Here is a 19,856-nt window from a genome sequence, read left to right on the forward strand (position 1 = left end):
CGTCCCTTCCAAGGAGCAACGCAATGCCCGTACGACCCCGCAGCCGCACCGCCATGGCCGCCGTCGGCCTGGCCGCCCTCACCTCGATAGCCCTGGGGGCCGTCCCCGCGTCGGCCACCGACCCCGCACCCGATGGCGCACACGGCGGCAACCCCTTCGAAGGGGACCTGGCGAGGGCCTACGACGCCACGGTGAAGTACAAGTCGGAACAGGCCGCCCTGGACGACGGCTACATCCGGACGGACGAGTGCGTGGCCTCGGACAAGGGCGGCATGGGCTACCACTACGTGAAGCCCGCGCACGTCGGCTCGACCGACCCGACGAGGCCCGCGGCCCTGCTGTACGCGGACGACCACAAGGGTCACGAGAACGGCAAGCCGAACGGCCGGAGCAACGCCCAGGACAAGGGTCACGACAAGGGCCACGGCAAGGGCGAGCGGAAGCTGGTCGCGCTCGAGTGGGTCGTTCCCAACACCGGCCAGCCCCGGCCGGAGATCTTCGGCCGAGGCTTCGACGGCCCTGACGTCATCCCCGACGTGGGCAACGTGTACACGCTGCACGCCTGGCTCTTCAAGAAGAACCCGAAGGGGGTCCTCACCCCGTACAACCCGCGGGTGGAGTGCTGCCCGCCGGAGCAGGCGAAGCCGTAGGCACGCCGCAGGGCCCGGCCCCGCCTTCGCGGGGACCGGGCCCTGAGCTGTGCCGTACGGGCTACCGGACGAACACGCTCGCCTGGTTCGCCAGGTCCAGGAAGTACTGCGGCGCGACGCCGAGCACCAGCGTCACCGCCACACCGGCCGTGATCGCGACCGTCGTGAAGCCCGACGGCACGGCGACCGTGGGGCCGTCGGCCTTCGGCTCGCTGAAGAACATCAGCACGATCACCCGGATGTAGAAGAACGCGGCGACCGCCGACGAGACCACGCCGACCACGACCAGCGCGCCCGCGCCGCCCTCCGCCGCCGCCTTGAAGACCGCGAACTTCCCGGCGAACCCGGAGGTCAGCGGGATCCCGGCGAAGGCGAGCAGGAAGACCGCGAAGACGGCCGCCACCAGCGGCGAACGGCGCCCCAGACCCGCCCACTTGGACAGGTGCGTCGCCTCGCCGCCCGCGTCGCGGACCAGGGTGACCACGGCGAAGGCGCCGATCGTCACGAAGGAGTAGGCGCCGAGGTAGAACAGGACGGACGAGACGCCGGTGGGCGTGGCCGCGATGACACCGGCCAGGATGAACCCGGCGTGGGCGATCGAGGAGTACGCGAGGAGCCGCTTGATGTCGGTCTGGGTGATCGCGACGATCGCGCCGCCCAGCATGGTGACGATGGCGACGCCCCACATGACCGGCCGCCAGTCCCAGGTGAGGCCGGGCAGCACCACGTACAGCAGGCGCAGCATCGCGCCGAACGCGGCGACCTTCGTCGCGGCGGCCATGAAGCCGGTGACGGGGGTCGGCGCGCCCTGGTAGACGTCCGGGGTCCACATGTGGAACGGCACGGCGCCGACCTTGAACAGCAGCCCCATGAGGACCATGGCGAAGCCGATGAGCAGCAGGATGTCGTTGCCCATGGTGGCGGCGAGCGCCGGGTCGACGGCGGCGACCGTGCCGTCGACGACGTTCGCGATGGTGGCGTACGAGACGGAGCCCGCGTAGCCGTAGAGCAGGGCGATGCCGAAGAGCAGGAACGCCGAGGAGAAGGCGCCCAGGAGGAAGTACTTGACCGCGGCCTCCTGCGACATCAGCCGCTTGCGGCGAGCGATGGCGCAGAGGAGGTAGAGCGGGAGGGAGAAGACCTCCAGGGCGATGAAGAGCGTCAGCAGGTCGTTGGCGGCCGGGAAGACCAGCATGCCCGCGACCGCGAACAGGGCCAGCGGGAACACCTCGGTGGTGGTGAACCCGGCCTTGACCGCCGCCCGTTCCTGGTCGCTGCCGGGGACGGCGGCGGCCTCGGCCGCGAAGGAGTCGACCTTGTGGCCGTGGTCGGCCGGGTCGAGCCTGCGCTCGGCGAAGGTGAAGACCGCGACGATCGAGGCGAGGAGAATGGTGCCCTGCAGGAAGAGCGCCGGGCCGTCGACGGCGATGGCCCCCATGGCGGCGATGTGCGCCTTGGTGGAGCCGTATCCGCCGGCCGCCAGGCCGACGATGGCGGCGAAGGCGATGGCCAGGGCCAGGACGCTGAGGAACACCTGGCTGTAGTAGCGGGCCTTGCGGGGCACGAAGGCCTCGACGAGGACGCTGAGGACGGCGGCGCCGACCACGATGAGTACGGGCGAGAGCTGGACGTACTCGATGTGGGGGGCCGGGATCTTGTTCAACGGCTCGGCGGCCGTCGTCCACAGGCTGTGGACAGCTGGCGCGACGGCAGATGCGCTCACTTGGCCGCCTCCACTTCGGGTGCAGGGTCCTTCTGCTGGACGTCGGACATGGTGTGGGTGACGGCCGGGTTGACGATGTCGGTCAGCGGCTTCGGGAACACCCCGAGGAAGATCAGCAGGGCGATCAGCGGGGCCACGACGGCCAGTTCGCGCACCCGCAGGTCCGGCATGGTCCGGACCTCCTCCTTGACCGGGCCCGTCATCGTCCGCTGGTAGAGGACGAGGGTGTAGAGCGCGGCGAGGACGATGCCGGTGGTGGCGATGACGCCGGCGACCGGGTAGCGGGCGAACGTGCCGACGAGGACCAGGAATTCACTGACGAAGGGCGCGAGGCCCGGCAGCGAGAGGGTGGCCAGACCGCCGATCAGGAAGGTGCCGGCGAGGACCGGGGCGACCTTCTGCACACCGCCGTAGTCGGCGATGAGCCGCGAACCGCGCCGGGAGATCAGGAAGCCGGCGACCAGCATCAGCGCGGCCGTCGAGAGCCCGTGGTTGACCATGTAGAGCGTGGCACCGCTCTGGCCCTGGCTGGTCATCGCGAAGATGCCCATGATGATGAAGCCGAAGTGGGAGATCGAGGCGTACGCGACCAGGCGCTTGATGTCCCGCTGGCCGACGGCGAGCAGCGCGCCGTACACGATGCTGATCAGCGCGAGCGAGATGATCACCGGGGTCGCCCACTTCGACGCCTCGGGGAAGAGCCCGAGGCAGAAGCGGAGCATCGCGAAGGTGCCGACCTTGTCCACCACGGCGGTGATGAGGACGGCGACCGGGGCGGTCGCCTCCCCCATCGCGTTCGGCAGCCAGGTGTGCAGCGGCCACAGCGGCGCCTTCACCGCGAAGGCGAAGAAGAAGCCGAGGAAGAGCAGCCGCTCGGTGTTGGTCGCCATCTCCAGCTGCCCGCTCGCCCGTGCCTCGGCGATCTCCGTGAGGGAGAAGTTCCCCGCCACCACGTAGAGCCCGATGACGGCGGCGAGCATGATCAGCCCGCCGGCCAGGTTGTACAGCAGGAACTTGACCGCCGCGTAGGAGCGCTGGGCGGCCGCGTGCTCGTCGGAGCCCGCGTGCGCCCGGTCGCCGAAGCCGCCGATGAGGAAGTACATCGGGATGAGCATGGCTTCGAAGAGGATGTAGAAGAGGAAGACGTCGGTGGCCTCGAAGGAGAGGATCACCATCGCCTCGACCATGAGGATCAGGGCGAAGAAGCCCTGCGTCGGCCGCCAGCGGCTGCTCTTCGTCTCCAGGGGGTCGGCGTCGTGCCAGCCGGCCAGGATGACGAAGGGGATCAGCAGCGCGGTGAGCGCGATCAGCGCCACCCCGATGCCGTCCACGCCCAGTTCGTAGCGGACCCCGAAGTCCTTGATCCAGGAGTGCGATTCGACGAGCTGGTAGCGGTCGCCACCGGGCTCGAAGCGGATCATGACGAGCGCGGCGAGCACGAGCGTGACCAGCGAGACCAGCAGCGCCAGCCACTTGGCCGCCGTGCGGCGGGTCGCGGGCACGGCGGCGGTGAGGATCGCACCGACCGCCGGTACCGCCGCCGTCACTGTCAGAAGAGGGAAGGACATGAGAGTTACACCGCCCTCATCAGCAGGGTCGCGGCGATCAGCACCGCCGTACCTCCGAACATGGAGACCGCGTAGGAGCGGGCGTAGCCGTTCTGCAGCCTGCGCAGCCGGCCGGACAGGCCGCCGACGGAGGCCGCGGTGCCGTTGACCACGCCGTCGACCAGGCTGTGGTCGACGTAGACGAGCGAGCGGGTGAGGTGCTCGCCACCGCGGACGAGGACGACGTGGTTGAAGTCGTCCTGGAGCAGGTCGCGGCGGGCGGCCCGGGTGAGCAGCGAGCCGCGCGGGGCGACCACCGGGACGGGCCGGCGCCCGTACTGGAGGTAGGCGATCGCGACACCGATCACCATGACGGCGACCGTGGCGGAGGTGATGGCTCCGGCGCTGATCGGCGGGTGTCCGTGCTCGAACTTCGTCACGGGCTCCAGCCACTTCACGAAGCGGTCGCCGATCCCGAACAGGGCGCCCGCGCCGACCGATCCGACGGCCAGCAGGATCATCGGGATCGTCATCGACTTCGGGGACTCGTGCGGGTGCGGCATCTCGCCGGGCTTCGCCTCGACGCCGGGCTCGACGCCCGGGGCCGTCGCCGGGTCGGGGGCGGGCTGCCAACGCTTCTCACCGAAGAAGGTCATGATCATCACGCGGGTCATGTAGTACGCGGTGATGGCCGCGCCGAGCAGCGCCACCCCGCCGAGGATCCAGCCCTCGGTGCCGCCCTTGGCGAAGGCGGCCTCGATGATCTTGTCCTTGGAGAAGAAGCCGGACAGGCCCGGGAAGCCGATGATCGCGAGATAGCCCAGACCGAAGGTGGCGAAGGTGACAGGCATGTACTTCCGCAGCCCGCCGTACTTGCGCATGTCCACCTCGTCGTTCATGCCGTGCATGACCGAACCGGCGCCGAGGAAGAGCCCGGCCTTGAAGAAGCCGTGCGTCACCAGGTGCATGATCGCGAAGGCGTAGCCGATGGGGCCGAGGCCGGCCGCCAGGATCATGTAGCCGATCTGCGACATCGTCGAGCCGGCCAGCGCCTTCTTGATGTCGTCCTTGGCGCAACCGACGATCGCACCGAAGAGGAGCGTGACCGCGCCGACCACGGTGACGGCGAGCTGCGCGTCGGGCGCGGCGTTGAAGATGTCGGCGGAGCGGACGATGAGATAGACACCGGCGGTGACCATCGTGGCCGCGTGGATGAGGGCCGAGACCGGGGTCGGGCCCTCCATCGCGTCCCCGAGCCAGGACTGGAGCGGCACCTGGGCCGACTTGCCGCAGGCGGCGAGGAGGAGCATCAGCCCGATCGCGGTCAGCGTGCCCTCGGACGTCTCGCCCACCGAGGAGAGCACCGGCCCGAAGGCGAAGGTCCCGAAGGTGGTGAACATCAGCATGATGGCGATCGACAGGCCGATGTCACCGACCCGGTTGACCAGGAACGCCTTCTTCGCGGCGGTCGCCGCGGAGGGCTTGTGCTGCCAGAAGCCGATCAGGAGGTACGAGGCGAGGCCGACGCCCTCCCAGCCGAAGTACAGCAGCAGGTAGTTGTCGGCGAGGACGAGCAGCAGCATCGCCGCGAGGAAGAGGTTCAGGTAGCCGAAGAAGCGGCGGCGGCGCTCGTCGTGCTCCATGTAGCCGATGGAGTACACGTGGATGAGCGAGCCGACGCCGGTGATCAGCAGCACGAAGGTCATCGACAGCTGGTCGAGCTGGAAGGCGACGTCCGCCTGGAATCCCTCGACGGGGACCCAGCTGAACAGCCGCTGGTGCAGGGCCCGGTCCTCGGCGCCCTTGCCCAGCATGTCGGTGAACAGGACGGCGCCGATGACGAAGGAGGCGGCCGCGAGGAGCGTGCCGAGCCAGTGCCCGGCCTTGTCCAGGCGCCGGCCGCCGCACAGCAGGACGACCGCTCCCAGCAGGGGCGCCGCGACCAGCAGCGCAATCAGATTCTGCACGTTTCAGCCCCTCACAGCTTCATCAGGCTGGCGTCGTCGACCGAGGCCGAGTGGCGGGAACGGAAGAGCGACACGATGATCGCGAGCCCGACCACGACCTCCGCGGCGGCGACGACCATCGTGAAGAAGGCGATGATCTGGCCGTCGAGATTGCCGTGCATACGGGAGAAGGCGACGAACGCGAGGTTGCAGGCGTTGAGCATCAGCTCGACGCACATGAAGACCACGATCGCGTTGCGCCGGATCAGTACTCCGGCCGCGCCGATGGTGAACAACAGGGCGGCGAGGTACAGGTAGTTGACGGGGTTCACCGCGTGGCCTCCTCATCGTCCCGGTCCCGGCCCAGCCGCTCCTCGGCGCGCTGCTCGAGCGCCTTGAGGTCGGCCAGCGCCTCGGTGGACACGTCGCGGATCTGGCCGCGCTTGCGCAGGGTCTGCATCACGGTCAGTTCGGCGGGGGTGCCGTCCGGCAGGAGACCGGGGATGTCCACGGCGTTGTGCCGGGCGTAGACACCGGGCGCCGGCAGCGGCGGTACGTGCTTGCCCTCGCGCACCCGCTGTTCGGCGAGCTCCCGCTGGGTGCGGGCCTTCTCGGTGCGCTCGCGGTGGGTGAGGACCATCGCGCCGACGGCCGCGGTGATGAGCAGCGCGCCGGTGATCTCGAAGGCGAAGACGTACTTGGTGAAGATGAGGGCGGCGATGCCCTCGACGTTTCCGCCGTGGGCGCTGTTGGCCGGGCCGAGTCCGTTGAACTCGGTCAGCGAGGCACGGCCGATCCCGGCGATCAGCAGGACGCCGAAGCCGAGCCCGCAGCCGACGGCCCACCAGCGCTGCCCCTTGATGGTCTCCTTCAGTGAGTCGGCGGCCGTGACACCGACCAGCATGACGACGAAGAGGAACAGCATCATGATCGCGCCGGTGTAGACGACGATCTGGACGATGCCGAGGAAGTACGCGCCGTTGGCGAGGTAGAAGACCGCCAGGACGATCATCGTGCCGGCCAGGCAGAGGGCGCTGTGCACGGCCTTCTTCATCAGGATCGTGCACAGGGCGCCGATGACGGCGACGGTGCCGAGGACCCAGAACTGGAAGGCCTCGCCGCCGGAGGTGGTGTACGCCGCCAGGGTCGTGGCCGCGAGGTCGGCGCTCATACGTCCACCTCTTCCGGCTCGCCCTTCTCCCCCTTGGACGTGGCGACCTGCCGGACCGTGCCGGGCGCGGCCTCGGTCACCAGACCCCGGTAGTAGTCCTGTTCGTCCATGCCGGGGTAGATGGCGTGCGGCGTGTCGACCATGTTCTCGTCCAGGCCCGCGAGGAGCTGCTCCTTGGTGTAGATGAGGTTCTCGCGGGAGGAGTCGGCCAGTTCGAACTCGTTGGTCATCGTCAGCGCCCGGGTGGGGCAGGCCTCGATGCACAGGCCGCACAGGATGCAGCGGGCGTAGTTGATCTGGTAGACCGCGCCGTACCGCTCGCCCGGGGAGTAGCGCTCCTCGTCGGTGTTGTCGGCGCCCTCCACATAGATGGCGTCGGCGGGGCAGGCCCAGGCGCACAGCTCGCAGCCCACGCACTTCTCAAGCCCGTCCGGATGACGGTTGAGCTGGTGCCGGCCGTGGAAGCGCGGCGCCGTCGTCTTCTGCTGCTCCGGGTACTGCTCGGTCAGCCGCTTCTTGAACATGGCCTTGAAGGTCACGCCGAAGCCGGCCACCGGATTCTGGAAATCAGACACCGTCCGTCTCCTTTCCATCACTCGCAGTAGCAGTATCGGGGGTGCCACTGACAACCAGCTCCGCCTCGTGGCGGGGCCGGCGCCGGGGCACCGGCGGCAGGGACTGCCCTGGCTTGGGCGGTACGGGGAATCCGCCGGCCATCGGGTCGAACGGCTCCTCGGGGGCGGCCTTGCCGGCCTCGCTCCTCGCCTTCTTGTCGCGGAACATGTCGGCGATGAAGGAGAGCAGCAGCACGGCGAGGACGGCGCCCGCGACGTAGAGCACGATCGTCTGGAAGTCGTAGTTCGCGTTGCGCAGCGCCCGGACGGTGGCGACCAGCATCAGCCAGACCACCGAGACGGGGATGAGGACCTTCCAGCCGAGCTTCATCAGCTGGTCGTAGCGGACGCGGGGCAGGGTGCCGCGCAGCCAGATGAAGAAGAACAGCAGCAGCTGCACCTTGAGGACGAACCAGAGCATCGGCCACCAGCCGTGGTTCGCGCCCTCCCAGAAGGTGGAGACGGGGTACGGAGCGCGCCAGCCGCCCAGGAAGAGCGTCACCGACACGGCCGAGACCGTCACCATGTTCACGTACTCGGCGAGCATGAACATCGCGAACTTGATGGAGCTGTACTCGGTGTTGAAGCCGCCGACCAGGTCGCCTTCGGACTCCGGCATGTCGAACGGGGCGCGGTTGGTCTCGCCGACCATCGTGACCACGTAGATGATGAAGGAGACCGGCAGCAGGATGATGAACCAGCGGTCCGCCTGCGCCTCGACGATCGCCGAGGTCGACATCGACCCGGAGTAGAGGAAGACGGAGGCGAACGCGGCGCCCATCGCGATCTCGTAGGAGATCATCTGCGCGCAGGAGCGCAGCCCGCCGAGGAGCGGGTACGTGGAGCCGGAGGACCAGCCGGCGAGGACGATGCCGTAGATACCGACGGACGCGATGGCCAGGACGTACAGCATGGCGATCGGCAGGTCGGTGAGCTGCATCGTGGTGCGGTGGCCGAAGATCGAGACCTCGTTGCCGGCCGGGCCGAAGGGGATCACGGCGATCGCCATGAACGCCGGGGCCGCGGCGATGATCGGCGCGAGGATGTAGACGACCTTGTCGGCGCGCTTGACGACGACGTCCTCCTTCAGCATCAGCTTGATGCCGTCCGCGAGGGACTGGAGGAGGCCCCAGGGGCCGTGCCGGTTGGGGCCGACGCGCAGCTGCATCCAGGCGACGACCTTGCGCTCCCACACGATGGAGAAGAGCACGGTGATCATCAGGAAGGCGAAGCAGAAGACGGCCTTGATCAGCACCAGCCACCAGGGGTCGGTGCCGAACATGGACAGGTCCTCGGCAGCGAGCGGCGTGGTCATGCCTGCACCTCCGTGGAAGCCGCGGGACCGATGCGGACCAGGTCGCCCGGGCGGGCGCCGGTGTCGGAGAGGACGCCGCCGCCGGTCGAGTTGAGCGGCAGCCAGACCACCCGGTCGGGCATCTCCGTGACCTGGAGCGGCAGCTGGACGGTGCCCGCCGGGCCGGTCACGGCCAGGATGTCGCCGTCCTTGACGCCGGTCTCGGCCGCGGTGGCCGCCGAGAGCCGGGCGGGCGCCGCGTGCCGGGTGCCCGCCAGGGCCGTGTCGCCCTCCTGGAGCCTGCCCAGGTCGAGCAGGAGCCGGTGGCCGGCGAGGACCGCCTCGCCCTCGCCCGGCCGGGGCGCGGGCTGCGCGGGCTCGACGGGTTCGGTGGCCCGCTCGCCGGTCCAGCCGCCGAGCCGGTCCATCTCGCGTCGCACGGACCGCAGATCGGGCAGGGCCAGGTGCGCGTCGAGGGCGTCGGCGAGCATGTGGAGCACGCGCGCGTCGGCGGGTGCCAGGCGCCGGGTCATCTGCTCGGGCTTCAGCGCGGCCTCGAAGAGGCGCGCCCTGCCCTCCCAGTTGAGGAAGGTGCCGGCCTTCTCGGCGACGGCGGCGACCGGGAGGACCACGTCGGCCCGGTCGGTGACCTCGCTCGGCCGCAGCTCCAGGGAGACCACGAAGGCCGCGTCGAGGGCTTCACGCGCGCGTGCCGGGTCGGGCAGGTCGCGGACCTCGACGCCGCCGACGAGCAGCGCGCCCAGTTCGCCGGTGGCGGCGGCCTCCACGATCTGGCCGGTGTCGCGGCCGTAGCCGTGCGGGAGTTCGCGTACGCCCCAGGCGACGGCGACCTCCTCACGCGCGCGGGGGTCGGTCGCGGGGCGGCCGCCGGGCAGCAGGGTGGGGATCGCGCCGGCTTCGAGCGCGCCGCGCTCGCCGGCCCGGCGCGGGATCCACACCAGCCGGGCGCCGGTCGCCGTCGCGGCCCGGACCGCCGCGGTGAGCGCGCCCGGGACGGCGGCGAGGCGTTCGCCGACCACGATGACCGCACCGTCCCGCCGCAGCGCCTCGGCCGCCTCCGTACCGGCGGTGTCGAGGCCGACACCGGAGGTGAGGGCGTCCAGCCACTCGGTCTCGGTGCCGGGCGCGGCAGGCAGCAGCGTGCCGCCCGCCTTGACCAGGCCCCGGGTCGCGTACGAGGCGAGCGCGTAGGTCTTCTGGCCCTTCTTCCGCCACGCCTTGCGCAGCCGCAGGAAGACCCCGGGGGCCTCCTCCTCGGCCTCGATGCCGACGAGCAGCACGGCCGGCGCGGCCTCCAGCGAGGTGTACGTGACCCCGCTGCCGTCCAGGTCCCGTCCGCGGCCGGCGACGGTGGAGGCCAGGAAGTCGGCCTCCTCGCTGGAGTGGACGCGGGCCCGGAAGTCGACGTCGTTGGTGTGGAGGGCGACCCGGGCGAACTTGGCGTACGCGTAGGCGTCCTCGACGGTCAGCCGCCCGCCGGCCAGGACACCGGTGCGGCCGGGCACGAGCCCGCGGGCGGCCGCCTCCAGGGCCTCGGGCCAGGACGCCGGTTCGAGCACTCCCTCGCCGTTGCGGACCAGCGGGGTGGTGATCCGGTCACGCTGCTGGGCGTACCGGAACGCGAACCGCCCCTTGTCGCACACCCACTCCTCGTTGACCTCCGGGTCCTCGGCGGCGAGCCGTCGCATGACCTTGCCGCGCCGGTGGTCGGTGCGCGTGGCGCAGCCGCCCGCGCAGTGCTCGCAGACGCTCGGCGAGGAGACCAGGTCGAAGGGGCGGGCGCGGAACCGGTAGGCCGCCGAGGTGAGGGCGCCGACCGGGCAGATCTGGATGGTGTTGCCGGAGAAGTACGACTCGAAGGGGTCGCCCTCGCCGGTGCCGACCTGCTGGAGGGCGCCGCGCTCGAGGAGTTCGATCATCGGGTCGCCGGCGACCTGGTTCGAGAACCGGGTGCAGCGCGCGCACAGCACGCACCGCTCGCGGTCGAGCAGCACCTGGGGGGAGATCGGCACCGGCTTCTCGAAGGTCCGCTTCTTGCCGTCGAAGCGGGACTCGGCCTGCCCGTGGGACAGCGCCTGGTTCTGCAGCGGGCACTCGCCGCCCTTGTCGCAGACCGGGCAGTCCAGCGGGTGGTTGATGAGCAGCAGCTCCATCACGCCGTGCTGGGCCTTCTCGGCGACCGGGCTGGTCAGCTGCGACCTCACCACCATGCCGTCGGTGCAGGTGATGGTGCAGGAGGCCATCGGCTTGCGCTGGCCCTCGACCTCGACGATGCACTGCCGGCAGGCGCCGGCCGGGTCGAGGAGCGGGTGGTCGCAGAAGCGGGGGATCTCGATGCCGAGCTGTTCGGCGGCCCGGATGACCAGCGTCCCCTTGGGGACGGAGATCTCGGCGCCGTCGATGGTCAGCGTCACGAGGTCCTCGGGTGGCACGGCCGCGCCGCCGCCCGCGGGGGAGGACGTGGTGACGGTCATGCGGTCACCTCCTTGTGGTGGTCCGCCCAGGCGGTCGACTTGGCCGGGTCGAAGGGGCAGCCCCGGCCGGTGATGTGCTGCTCGTACTCCTCGCGGAAGTACTTCAGGGAGGAGAAGATCGGGGAGGCGGCGCCGTCGCCGAGCGCGCAGAACGACTTGCCGTTGATGTTGTCGGCGATGTCGTTCAGCTTGTCGAGGTCGCTCATCGAGCCCTGGCCGGCCTCGATGTCGCGGAGCAACTGGACCAGCCAGTAGGTGCCCTCACGGCACGGCGTGCACTTGCCGCAGGACTCGTGGGCGTAGAACTCGGTCCACCGGGTCACCGCGCGCACGACGCACGTGGTCTCGTCGAAGCACTGGAGCGCCTTGGTGCCGAGCATCGAGCCGGCCGCGCCCACGCCTTCGTAGTCCAGCGGGACGTCGAGGTGCTCGTCGGTGAACATCGGGGTGGAGGAGCCGCCCGGGGTCCAGAACTTCAGCCGGTGGCCCGGGCGCATCCCGCCGCTCATGTCGAGGAGCTGGCGCAGCGTGATGCCGAGCGGGGCCTCGTACTGGCCGGGCGAGGCGACGTGCCCGCTGAGCGAGTAGAGCGTGAAGCCGGGGGACTTCTCGCTGCCCATCGACTTGAACCAGTCCTTGCCCCGGTGGAGGATCGCGGGAACGGACGCGATGGACTCGACGTTGTTCACCACCGTGGGGCAGGCGTACAGACCGGCGACCGCCGGGAAGGGGGGACGCAGCCGGGGCTGGCCGCGCCGCCCTTCGAGGGAGTCGAGCAGGGCGGTCTCCTCGCCGCAGATGTAGGCGCCGGCGCCCGCGTGCACGGTGAGTTCGAGGTTCAGTCCGCTGCCGAGGATGTTCTCGCCGAGGTAGCCGGCCTCGTAGGCCTCGCGCACCGCCTCGTGCAGCCGGCGCAGGACGGGGACGACCTCGCCGCGCAGATAGATGAAGGCGTGGTTGGACCGGATCGCGTAGCAGGCGATCACGATGCCCTCGATCAGCGAGTGCGGGTTGGCGAAGAGGAGCGGGATGTCCTTGCAGGTGCCCGGCTCGGACTCGTCGGCGTTGACGACGAGGTAGTGCGGCTTGCCGTCGCCCTGCGGGATGAACTGCCACTTCATTCCGGTGGGGAAGCCGGCGCCGCCGCGGCCGCGCAGGCCGGAGTCCTTGACGTACGCGATGAGGTCGTCGGGCGACATCGCGAGGGCCTTCTTCAGCCCTTCGTACCCGTCGTGCCTCTTGTACGTCTCCAGGGTCCAGGAGTCGGGCTGGTCCCAGAACGCCGAGAGAACGGGCGCGAGAAGCTTCTCGGGGCTGCTGTGGTCGATCTCGGCTGCCAAGGTCATCACTCCCCCTCCCCACTGGCCGTTTCGCCGCGCGGGTGGACGATCTTGTGGTGCGGAATCTCGCCCTTGGCCAGGCGCAGTCCGACGAGCGAGGCCGGGCCGGCCCCTCCGGTGGCCTCGACGGCGCCCTCACGCTCGTCGGGGAAGCCGGCCAGGATGCGGGCCGTCTCCTTGAACGTGCACAACGGGGCGCCACGAGTCGGCTCGACCGGACGGCCGGCTCGCAGGTCGTCGACCATGCGCTTGGCCGACTCGGGCGTCTGGTTGTCGAAGAACTCCCAGTTGACCATCACCACGGGCGCGAAGTCGCAGGCCGCGTTGCACTCGATGTGCTCCAGGGTGATCTTGCCGTCGTCGGTCGTGCCCTCGTTGCCGACGCCGAGGTGCTGCTTCAGCTCCTCGAAGATCGCGTCGCCGCCCATGACCGCGCAGAGCGTGTTGGTGCAGACCCCGACCTGGTAGTCGCCGGACGGCCTGCGGCGGTACATCGAGTAGAAGGTGGCCACCGCGGTGACCTCCGCCGTGGTCAGGCCGAGGAGCTCGGCGCAGAACCGCATGCCGGTACGGGTGACGAATCCGTCCTCTGCCTGCACGAGGTGCAGCATCGGCAGGAGCGCGGAGCGGGACCCCGGGTAGCGGGCGATGATCTCCTTGGCGTCCGCCTCCAGCCGGGCGCGCACCTCGGCCGGGTAGTCGGGGGCGGGGAGCTGGGGCATCCCGAGACTCGTGTGTCCGTCCGTCATCGGTCGACGCCTCCCATCACGGGGTCGATGGAGGCGACGGCGACGATGACGTCGGCGACCTGGCCGCCCTCGCACATCGCCGCCATGGCCTGCAGGTTGGTGAAGGACGGGTCGCGGAAGTGGACCCGGTAGGGGCGGGTGCCGCCGTCGCTGACGACGTGCGCGCCCAGCTCGCCCTTGGGCGACTCGACGGCGGCGTAGGCCTGTCCGGCGGGGACCCGGAAGCCCTCGGTGACCAGCTTGAAGTGGTGGATCAGAGCCTCCATGGAGGTGCCCATGATCTTCTTGATGTGGTCGAGGGAGTTGCCGAGGCCGTCGGGGCCGAGCGCGAGCTGCGCGGGCCAGGCGATCTTCTTGTCGCCGACCATGACCGGGCCCGGCGCCAGGCGGTCCAGGCACTGCTCGACGATCCGCAGCGACTGCCGCATCTCTTCGAGGCGGATCAGGAAGCGGCCGTACGAATCGCAGGAGTCGGCGGTCGGGATGTCGAACTCGTAGTTCTCGTATCCGCAGTACGGGTCCGTCTTGCGCAGGTCGTGCGGGAGGCCCGCCGAGCGCAGGATCGGTCCCGTGGCGCCGAGCGCCATGCAGCCGGTGAGGTCGAGGTAGCCGACGTCCTGCATCCGGGCCTTGAAGATGGGGTTGCCGGTGGCGAGCTTGTCGTACTCCGGCAGGTTCTTCTTCATCGTCTTCACGAACTCGCGCACGGCGTCGACCGCGCCGGGCGGAAGGTCCTGGGCGAGGCCGCCGGGGCGGATGAACGCGTGGTTCATGCGCAGGCCGGTGATCAGCTCGTACAGGTCCAGGATCATCTCGCGGTCCCGGAAGCCGTAGATCATGATCGTGGTCGCGCCGAGCTCCATGCCGCCGGTGGCGATGCACACCAGGTGCGAGGAGAGCCGGTTGAGCTCCATCAGCAGGACGCGGATGACGCTGGCCCGGTCCGGGATCTGGTCCGTGATGCCGAGCAGCTTCTCGACGCCCAGGCAGTACGCCGCCTCGTTGTAGAACGGGGTGAGGTAGTCCATGCGCGTGACGAAGGTCGTGCCCTGCGTCCAGGTCCGGTACTCGAGGTTCTTCTCGATGCCGGTGTGGAGATAGCCGATGCCGCAGCGGGCCTCGGTGACCGTCTCGCCGTCGATCTCCAGGATCAGCCGGAGCACGCCGTGCGTCGACGGGTGCTGCGGACCCATGTTGACGACGATCCGCTCGTCGTCGGCCTTCGCGGCGGACTGGACGACCTCGTCCCAGTCGCCACCGGTGACGGTGTAGACGGTGCCCTCGGTGGTCTCCCGGGGGGAGGCAGAGGGGGTATTCACGAGTACGACCTCCGCTGGTCAGGAGCCGGGATCTGGGCGCCCTTGTACTCGACGGGGATCCCGCCGAGGGGGTAGTCCTTGCGCTGCGGGAAGCCCTGCCAGTCGTCCGGCATCATGATCCGGGTGAGGGCGGGGTGGCCGTCGAAGACGATGCCGAAGAAGTCGTACGTCTCGCGCTCGTGCCAGTCGTTGGTCGGGTAGACCTCGACGAGCGACGGGATGTGCGGGTCGGCGTCGGGTGCGGCGACCTCGAGCCGGATCAGCCGGCCGTGGGTGAGCGAACGCAGGTGGTACACGGCGTGCAGCTCGCGGCCCTTGTCGCCCGGGTAGTGCACGCCGGAGACGCCCGTGCAGAGCTCGAAGCGCAGCGCGGGGTCGTCGCGGAGCGTGCGGGCGACGCGGAGGAGATGCTCGCGGGCGATGTGGAAGGTCAGCTCGCCGCGGTCGACGACCGTCTTCTCGATGGCGTTCTCCGGCAGGAGTCCCTGCTCGTCGAGCGCGCCCTCCAGCTCGTCGGCGACCTCGTCGAACCATCCGCCGTACGGACGGGCGGCCGGGCCGGGCAGCCGGACGGAGCGGACGAGACCGCCGTAGCCGCTGGTGTCGGCGCCGCTCTGGGCACCGAACATCCCGCGCTGGACCCGGACCTCCTCGCCATGGTCCCCGCGCTGCCCCGGCAGGTTCTGCGCGCTGAGCTCCTTGTCGGGATTGGGTGTCTCGTCACTCACTGTGTGTCCCGTTCCCTTCTCCGCCCGCGCGGCGCAGAAGCGCGGCCTTCGTCGTCGTCCGCGGCCCGGCGGCCGCGCGTGCGTCGGTCACCGGAGCAGACCCTTCATCTCGATCGTCGGCAGCGCCTTGAGCGCCGCCTCCTCCGCCTCGCGTGCCGCTTCCTCCGCGTTCACGCCGAGCTTGGAGGTCTGGATCTTCTGGTGGAGCTTGAGGATCGCGTCCATCAGCATCTCCGGGCGCGGCGGGCAGCCCGGCAAATAGATGTCAACCGGAACAATGTGATCAACGCCCTGCACAATCGCGTAATTGTTGAACATTCCGCCCGAAGACGCGCACACCCCCATGGAGATGACCCACTTGGGGTTGGGCATCTGGTCGTAGACCTGCCGCAGGACGGGCGCCATCTTCTGGCTGACCCGGCCGGCCACGATCATCAGGTCGGCCTGGCGCGGCGAGCCGCGGAAGACCTCCATGCCGAACCGCGCCAGGTCGTAGCGGCCCGCGCCGGTCGTCATCATCTCGATGGCGCAGCAGGCCAGGCCGAAGGTCGCCGGGAAGACGGACGACTTGCGCACCCAGCCCGCGGCCTGTTCGACCGTCGTCAGCAGGAATCCGCTCGGCAGCTTCTCTTCGAGTCCCATAGGTGCCCCTCAGCCCCTCAGTCCCATTCCAGGCCGCCGCGCCGCCACACATAGGCGTAGGCGACGAAGACGGTGAGCACGAAGAGCAGCATCTCCACGAGCCCGAAAAGCCCCAGGGCGTCGAAGGTGACGGCCCAGGGATAGAGGAAGACGATCTCGATGTCGAAAATGATGAAGAGCATCGCCGTCAGGTAGTACTTGATCGGGAAGCGGCCACCTCCGGCCGGAGTGGGCGTCGGTTCGATGCCGCACTCGTACGCCTCAAGCTTCGCCCTGTTGTACCGCTTTGGGCCGATTAGCGTGGCCATGACCACGGAGAAGATCGCAAACCCTGCCCCGAGGGCGCCGAGCACGAGGATGGGCGCGTACGCATTCACGCTCCTCGCTCCTTCCAGTCGTCCTTGACCGTTGGACCGCAGCGGGCATTCGTCTCGCCGCCTCGAAGATCGCGTACATGTGAGGCAGTTCACAAGCCCGTTTGCCACGCATCTTATGCCTGTCGCTCTGTGATCTGCGACACGGGGTACGACAAGGACTTTGTGATCTCCACCACGAGGCGAACGATCATGAATTCGGATGAACGGTGATCTTCATACGACAAGTAGCCAAGCGAGTACGAGACGTGACATCGGAGGGGGTTGTCCCTGGTCGGAGCCGCCTTGCCCTATCAAACGATGGTGACTACAGGCAAATTCGCGATGGACTCGCACGGGTGATAGAGGGCTCACCCCACCCGGCCGAGGGGTCACGAGGAGCGAAGTGGACGCGCGGGGGCGCCCGCCGAGGGCCCGGCGAGGCCCGGAAGTTGGCCGCTTGTGACCTGCGTCACGTTCCCTACGCCCCGTCAACTGTGGGGCTTGGCCAACCGCGTGAAGAGGTGGTAAGCGCCGGTCAATTCGGACCTTTCGCGGAAAACCCGTGATCAAGGCCCTGATGAGGGGCGCCCGAATTGCCCGTTACGGCGTCAATAAGGGGCCCAGGGCAGCGGATTGGGTGGTTCCGTTCGTAACTGTGGCGCAACACACGTTTCTTGATGGGAACCGTGAACCCCTGATAGCGGTTGTACTCATGTCCCACACCGCTCACATACCCAGCCACCGGAAGCCCCGCCGCAGCGCTTCCAAGCTCGCTCTCCGTGCCGGAGTTGCCGGTGGCGTCCTCAGCACCATCGCGGTGGCCGGTGCTGCCGGGCCGGCGAATGCCGAGCCGGTGACCGAGACCATCGAGATGCCCACCCTGGGCGCGCTCGACGCCGAACTGGCGAGCGCCGTCTCCGCCTCGGCCGAGGCGTCCCAGCAGGAGGCCCTCGACCTGAGCCTGCGGGCCCAGGAGGAGGCCGCCTACAAGAAGGCCGCCCAGGAGGCCAAGAAGGCCAAGGACGAGGCCGACCGCAAGGCCGAGGCCGAGCGCGCGGAGAAGGCCCGCGAGGAGGCCCGGGAGCGTGCCTCCCGCACCGCCGAGCGCACCACGCTCTCCGCGTCCGCCTCCTCGGACTCCTCGGACTCCTCCGGCAGCAGCTCGTACAGCGCCGACACCCAGGTGGCCTCCGGCTCCGCCGCCGCGATCGTCGCCTTCGCCCGCGCCCAGGTCGGCGACGCCTACGTCTCCGGCGGCACCGGACCCAACTCCTGGGACTGCTCCGGTCTCGTGCAGGCCGCGTACCGCCAGGCCGGCATCGACCTGCCCCGGGTCTCCAGCTCGCAGTCGAGCATGGGCACCTCCGTCTCGCTGAGCAGCCTCCAGCCCGGCGACATCCTGTACTGGGGCAGCCGCAGCGGCTCGTACCACGTGGCCGTCTACGTGGGCGGCGGCATGTACGTCGGCGCGCAGAACCCGTCGACCGGTGTGGTCGAGCGGTCGCTGGACTGGGACACCCCGTCCGGCGCCGTGCGCATCCTCTGATCCCCGCTTTCGATTCCCGCGTTCAGCGGTGAAGGGCCGTCACTCCTCGGGGGAGCGACGGCCCTTCGGTTTGCCCGTCCATGGGGGATTGCTTCCGGAATGCCTCGATGAGCCGGGCGCAGCTGTCCCCGCCGTGCCCCGCCTCGACCGCGCCGCGCGTCAGCTCCAGGTGCGGCCGGAGCAGCCGCCCGTCGGCGACCGCAGCGGCCTGGGGGCGGCGGCGAACCTCCGGCGGCACTTCCCGCGTACGGTCGGGGTCTCGCCGAGCGACTACCCGGGCGTTCAGGCCTTCGGGGCCACCTTCGAGAGGCCGTTGATGATGCGGTCCATCGCGTCCCCGCCCGTCGGGTCGGTGAGGTTGGCCAGCATCTTCAGCGTGAACTTCATCAGGACCGGGTGGGTCAGGCCCCGCTGCGTCGCGATCTTCATGATCTTCGGGTTGCCGATGATCTTCACGAAGGCGCGGCCCAGGGTGTAGTACCCGCCGTAGGTGTCCTTCAGGATCTTGGGGTAGTTGTGCAGCGCCAGCTCGCGCTGGGCGGGGGTGGTCCGGGCGTGGGCCTGGACGATGACGTCGGCCGCGATCTGGCCGGACTCCATGGCGTACGCGATGCCCTCGCCGTTGAACGGGTTGACCAGGCCACCCGCGTCACCGACGAGCAGCAGGCCCTTGGTGTAGTGCGGCTGGCGGTTGAAGGCCATCGGCAGGGCGGCGCCGCGGATCGGCGTCGTCATGTTCTCCGGGGTGAACCCCCAGTCCTCCGGCATCGAGGCGCACCACGCCTTGAGGACCTCGCGCCAGTCCAGCTCCTTGAAGGCGGAGGAGGAGTTGAGGATGCCGAGGCCGACGTTGGAGGTGCCGTCGCCCATGCCGAAGATCCAGCCGTAACCGGGCAGCAGCCGGTCCTGCGGACCGCGCCGGTCCCACAGCTCCAGCCAGGACTCCAGATAGTCGTCGTCGTGCCGGGGGCTGGTGAAGTACGTGCGTACGGCCACGCCCATAGGCCGGTCCTCGCGCCGGTGCAGCCCCATGGCGAGGGAGAGCCGGGTGGAGTTGCCGTCGGCGGCGACGACGAGCGGCGCGTGGAAGGTGACCTCGCGCTTCTCCTCGCCGAGCCTGGCGTGCACGCCGGTGATCCGGCCGGTGCGGTCGTCGACGACCGGGGCGCCGACGTTGCACCGCTCGTACAGCCGCGCGCCGGCCTTCTGCGCCTGCCGGGCGAGCTGCTCGTCGAAGTCGTCCCGCTTGCGGACCAGTCCGTAGTCCGGGTACGAGGCGAGGTCCGGCCAGTCGAGCTGAAGCCGCGAGCCGCCGCCGATGATCCGCAGGCCCTTGTTGCGCAGCCAGCCGGCCTCTTCGGAGATGTCGATGCCCATGGCGACGAGCTGCTTGGTGGCGCGCGGGGTCAGCCCGTCGCCGCAGACCTTCTCGCGGGGGAACGCGGTCTTCTCCAGGAGCAGGACGTCGAGTCCGGCCTTGGCCAGGTAGTACGCGGTCGTCGATCCGGCCGGGCCTGCCCCGACGACGATCACGTCTGCGCTGTGCTCGGAGAGGGGCTGCTCGGTCACGGCGGGGTCTCCCGAAGACTCGACGGTGCGTACCGGACGGCACGGATCAGGACGGGAGCAGTCTATGGGGCCCGTCGCGGACCGTCCGGAGGGCCACCCTCCAGAGGAGATGCGTAGGAGATCGTCGGGACGCGTGACCATCACTCGCACGTCCGTACGGCGGCTAC

At 69.7% G+C, this 19,856-nt stretch carries 17 protein-coding genes; 2 read left to right on the forward strand and 15 right to left on the reverse strand.

Annotated elements, in window-relative coordinates; all coding sequences use genetic code 11:
- Positions 1-23 precede the first annotated feature (23 nt).
- Entirely contained in the window at positions 24-650 is a 627-nt protein-coding gene (locus tag ACWDX6_RS04055; RefSeq protein ID WP_451483359.1) for a hypothetical protein, read from the forward strand.
- A 61-nt stretch (positions 651-711) separates the two neighbouring features.
- Here the strand turns inward: ACWDX6_RS04055 and nuoN are convergent, their stop codons facing one another.
- From nuoN to ACWDX6_RS04125, 14 genes are all read right to left on the reverse strand, one after another.
- Positions 712-2,373: an NADH-quinone oxidoreductase subunit NuoN gene (gene nuoN / locus ACWDX6_RS04060; RefSeq protein ID WP_451483360.1), complete on the reverse strand. Its 1,662-nt coding sequence runs from the start codon at positions 2,371-2,373 to the stop codon at positions 712-714.
- Positions 2,370-3,941 (reverse strand): NADH-quinone oxidoreductase subunit M, encoded by a 1,572-nt coding sequence (locus ACWDX6_RS04065; RefSeq protein WP_451483361.1) that lies wholly within the window; start codon positions 3,939-3,941, stop codon positions 2,370-2,372. The genes nuoN and ACWDX6_RS04065 overlap by 4 nt, the downstream gene beginning before the upstream one ends.
- Positions 3,942-3,946: 5 nt before the next feature.
- Positions 3,947-5,887, reverse strand: coding sequence for an NADH-quinone oxidoreductase subunit L (nuoL, locus tag ACWDX6_RS04070; RefSeq protein WP_451483362.1), 1,941 nt, complete (start codon positions 5,885-5,887; stop codon positions 3,947-3,949).
- Positions 5,888-5,898: 11 nt separating this feature from the next.
- Positions 5,899-6,198, reverse strand: a complete 300-nt coding sequence (nuoK, locus tag ACWDX6_RS04075; protein WP_069927518.1) for an NADH-quinone oxidoreductase subunit NuoK — start codon at positions 6,196-6,198, stop codon at positions 5,899-5,901.
- Positions 6,195-7,037 (reverse strand): NADH-quinone oxidoreductase subunit J, encoded by an 843-nt coding sequence (locus tag ACWDX6_RS04080; protein ID WP_451483363.1) that lies wholly within the window; start codon positions 7,035-7,037, stop codon positions 6,195-6,197. Before ACWDX6_RS04080 ends, nuoK begins: the two co-directional genes overlap by 4 nt.
- Positions 7,034-7,612, reverse strand: a complete 579-nt coding sequence (gene nuoI, locus ACWDX6_RS04085; protein ID WP_451483364.1) for an NADH-quinone oxidoreductase subunit NuoI — start codon at positions 7,610-7,612, stop codon at positions 7,034-7,036. Before nuoI ends, ACWDX6_RS04080 begins: the two co-directional genes overlap by 4 nt.
- Positions 7,605-8,966: an NADH-quinone oxidoreductase subunit NuoH gene (gene nuoH / locus ACWDX6_RS04090; protein WP_451483365.1), complete on the reverse strand. Its 1,362-nt coding sequence runs from the start codon at positions 8,964-8,966 to the stop codon at positions 7,605-7,607. The genes nuoI and nuoH overlap by 8 nt, the downstream gene beginning before the upstream one ends.
- On the reverse strand, positions 8,963-11,440 hold the full coding sequence (locus ACWDX6_RS04095; protein WP_451483366.1) for an NADH-quinone oxidoreductase subunit G: 2,478 nt from the start codon (positions 11,438-11,440) through the stop codon (positions 8,963-8,965). The genes nuoH and ACWDX6_RS04095 overlap by 4 nt, the downstream gene beginning before the upstream one ends.
- Positions 11,437-12,786 carry an NADH-quinone oxidoreductase subunit NuoF gene (gene nuoF / locus ACWDX6_RS04100; RefSeq protein ID WP_451483367.1) on the reverse strand — a complete coding sequence of 450 codons (1,350 nt, stop codon included), beginning with the start codon at positions 12,784-12,786 and terminating at the stop codon, positions 11,437-11,439. Before nuoF ends, ACWDX6_RS04095 begins: the two co-directional genes overlap by 4 nt.
- Positions 12,786-13,529 (reverse strand): NADH-quinone oxidoreductase subunit NuoE, encoded by a 744-nt coding sequence (nuoE, locus tag ACWDX6_RS04105; RefSeq protein WP_451483368.1) that lies wholly within the window; start codon positions 13,527-13,529, stop codon positions 12,786-12,788. Before nuoE ends, nuoF begins: the two co-directional genes overlap by 1 nt.
- Positions 13,526-14,848 (reverse strand): NADH-quinone oxidoreductase subunit D, encoded by a 1,323-nt coding sequence (locus tag ACWDX6_RS04110; RefSeq protein ID WP_451483369.1) that lies wholly within the window; start codon positions 14,846-14,848, stop codon positions 13,526-13,528. The genes nuoE and ACWDX6_RS04110 overlap by 4 nt, the downstream gene beginning before the upstream one ends.
- Positions 14,845-15,576 carry an NADH-quinone oxidoreductase subunit C gene (locus ACWDX6_RS04115; RefSeq protein ID WP_451483370.1) on the reverse strand — a complete coding sequence of 244 codons (732 nt, stop codon included), beginning with the start codon at positions 15,574-15,576 and terminating at the stop codon, positions 14,845-14,847. Before ACWDX6_RS04115 ends, ACWDX6_RS04110 begins: the two co-directional genes overlap by 4 nt.
- Before the next feature lie 87 nt (positions 15,577-15,663).
- Positions 15,664-16,218, reverse strand: coding sequence for a NuoB/complex I 20 kDa subunit family protein (locus tag ACWDX6_RS04120; protein WP_010041554.1), 555 nt, complete (start codon positions 16,216-16,218; stop codon positions 15,664-15,666).
- A gap of 17 nt (positions 16,219-16,235) precedes the next feature.
- The gene (locus tag ACWDX6_RS04125) at positions 16,236-16,595 is read right to left on the reverse strand and encodes an NADH-quinone oxidoreductase subunit A (RefSeq protein ID WP_007490928.1); all 360 of its coding nucleotides are present in this window, start codon (positions 16,593-16,595) and stop codon (positions 16,236-16,238) included.
- 691 nt (positions 16,596-17,286) lie between these two features.
- Here ACWDX6_RS04125 and ACWDX6_RS04130 point away from each other — a divergent pair.
- Positions 17,287-18,120 (forward strand): C40 family peptidase, encoded by an 834-nt coding sequence (locus ACWDX6_RS04130; protein WP_451483371.1) that lies wholly within the window; start codon positions 17,287-17,289, stop codon positions 18,118-18,120.
- 282 nt (positions 18,121-18,402) lie between these two features.
- Here ACWDX6_RS04130 and ACWDX6_RS04135 read toward each other — a convergent pair whose 3' ends face one another.
- Positions 18,403-19,755 (reverse strand): geranylgeranyl reductase family protein, encoded by a 1,353-nt coding sequence (locus ACWDX6_RS04135; RefSeq protein ID WP_451483501.1) that lies wholly within the window; start codon positions 19,753-19,755, stop codon positions 18,403-18,405.
- Between the last annotated feature and the right edge of the window lie 101 nt (positions 19,756-19,856).

This window comes from Streptomyces sp. NPDC003027 (genome assembly GCF_053591435.1).

Coding starts and splice junctions, on each gene's coding strand:
- nuoE (WP_451483368.1), bottom strand. CDS start 13,529: ATGACGGACGGACACACGAGTCTCGGGATGCCCCAGCTCCCCGCCCCC.
- ACWDX6_RS04065 (WP_451483361.1), bottom strand. CDS start 3,941: ATGTCCTTCCCTCTTCTGACAGTGACGGCGGCGGTACCGGCGGTCGGT.
- ACWDX6_RS04130 (WP_451483371.1), top strand. CDS start 17,287: ATGTCCCACACCGCTCACATACCCAGCCACCGGAAGCCCCGCCGCAGC.
- ACWDX6_RS04080 (WP_451483363.1), bottom strand. CDS start 7,037: ATGAGCGCCGACCTCGCGGCCACGACCCTGGCGGCGTACACCACCTCC.
- ACWDX6_RS04055 (WP_451483359.1), top strand. CDS start 24: ATGCCCGTACGACCCCGCAGCCGCACCGCCATGGCCGCCGTCGGCCTG.
- ACWDX6_RS04095 (WP_451483366.1), bottom strand. CDS start 11,440: ATGACCGTCACCACGTCCTCCCCCGCGGGCGGCGGCGCGGCCGTGCCA.
- nuoF (WP_451483367.1), bottom strand. CDS start 12,786: ATGACCTTGGCAGCCGAGATCGACCACAGCAGCCCCGAGAAGCTTCTC.
- ACWDX6_RS04120 (WP_010041554.1), bottom strand. CDS start 16,218: ATGGGACTCGAAGAGAAGCTGCCGAGCGGATTCCTGCTGACGACGGTC.
- nuoH (WP_451483365.1), bottom strand. CDS start 8,966: ATGACCACGCCGCTCGCTGCCGAGGACCTGTCCATGTTCGGCACCGAC.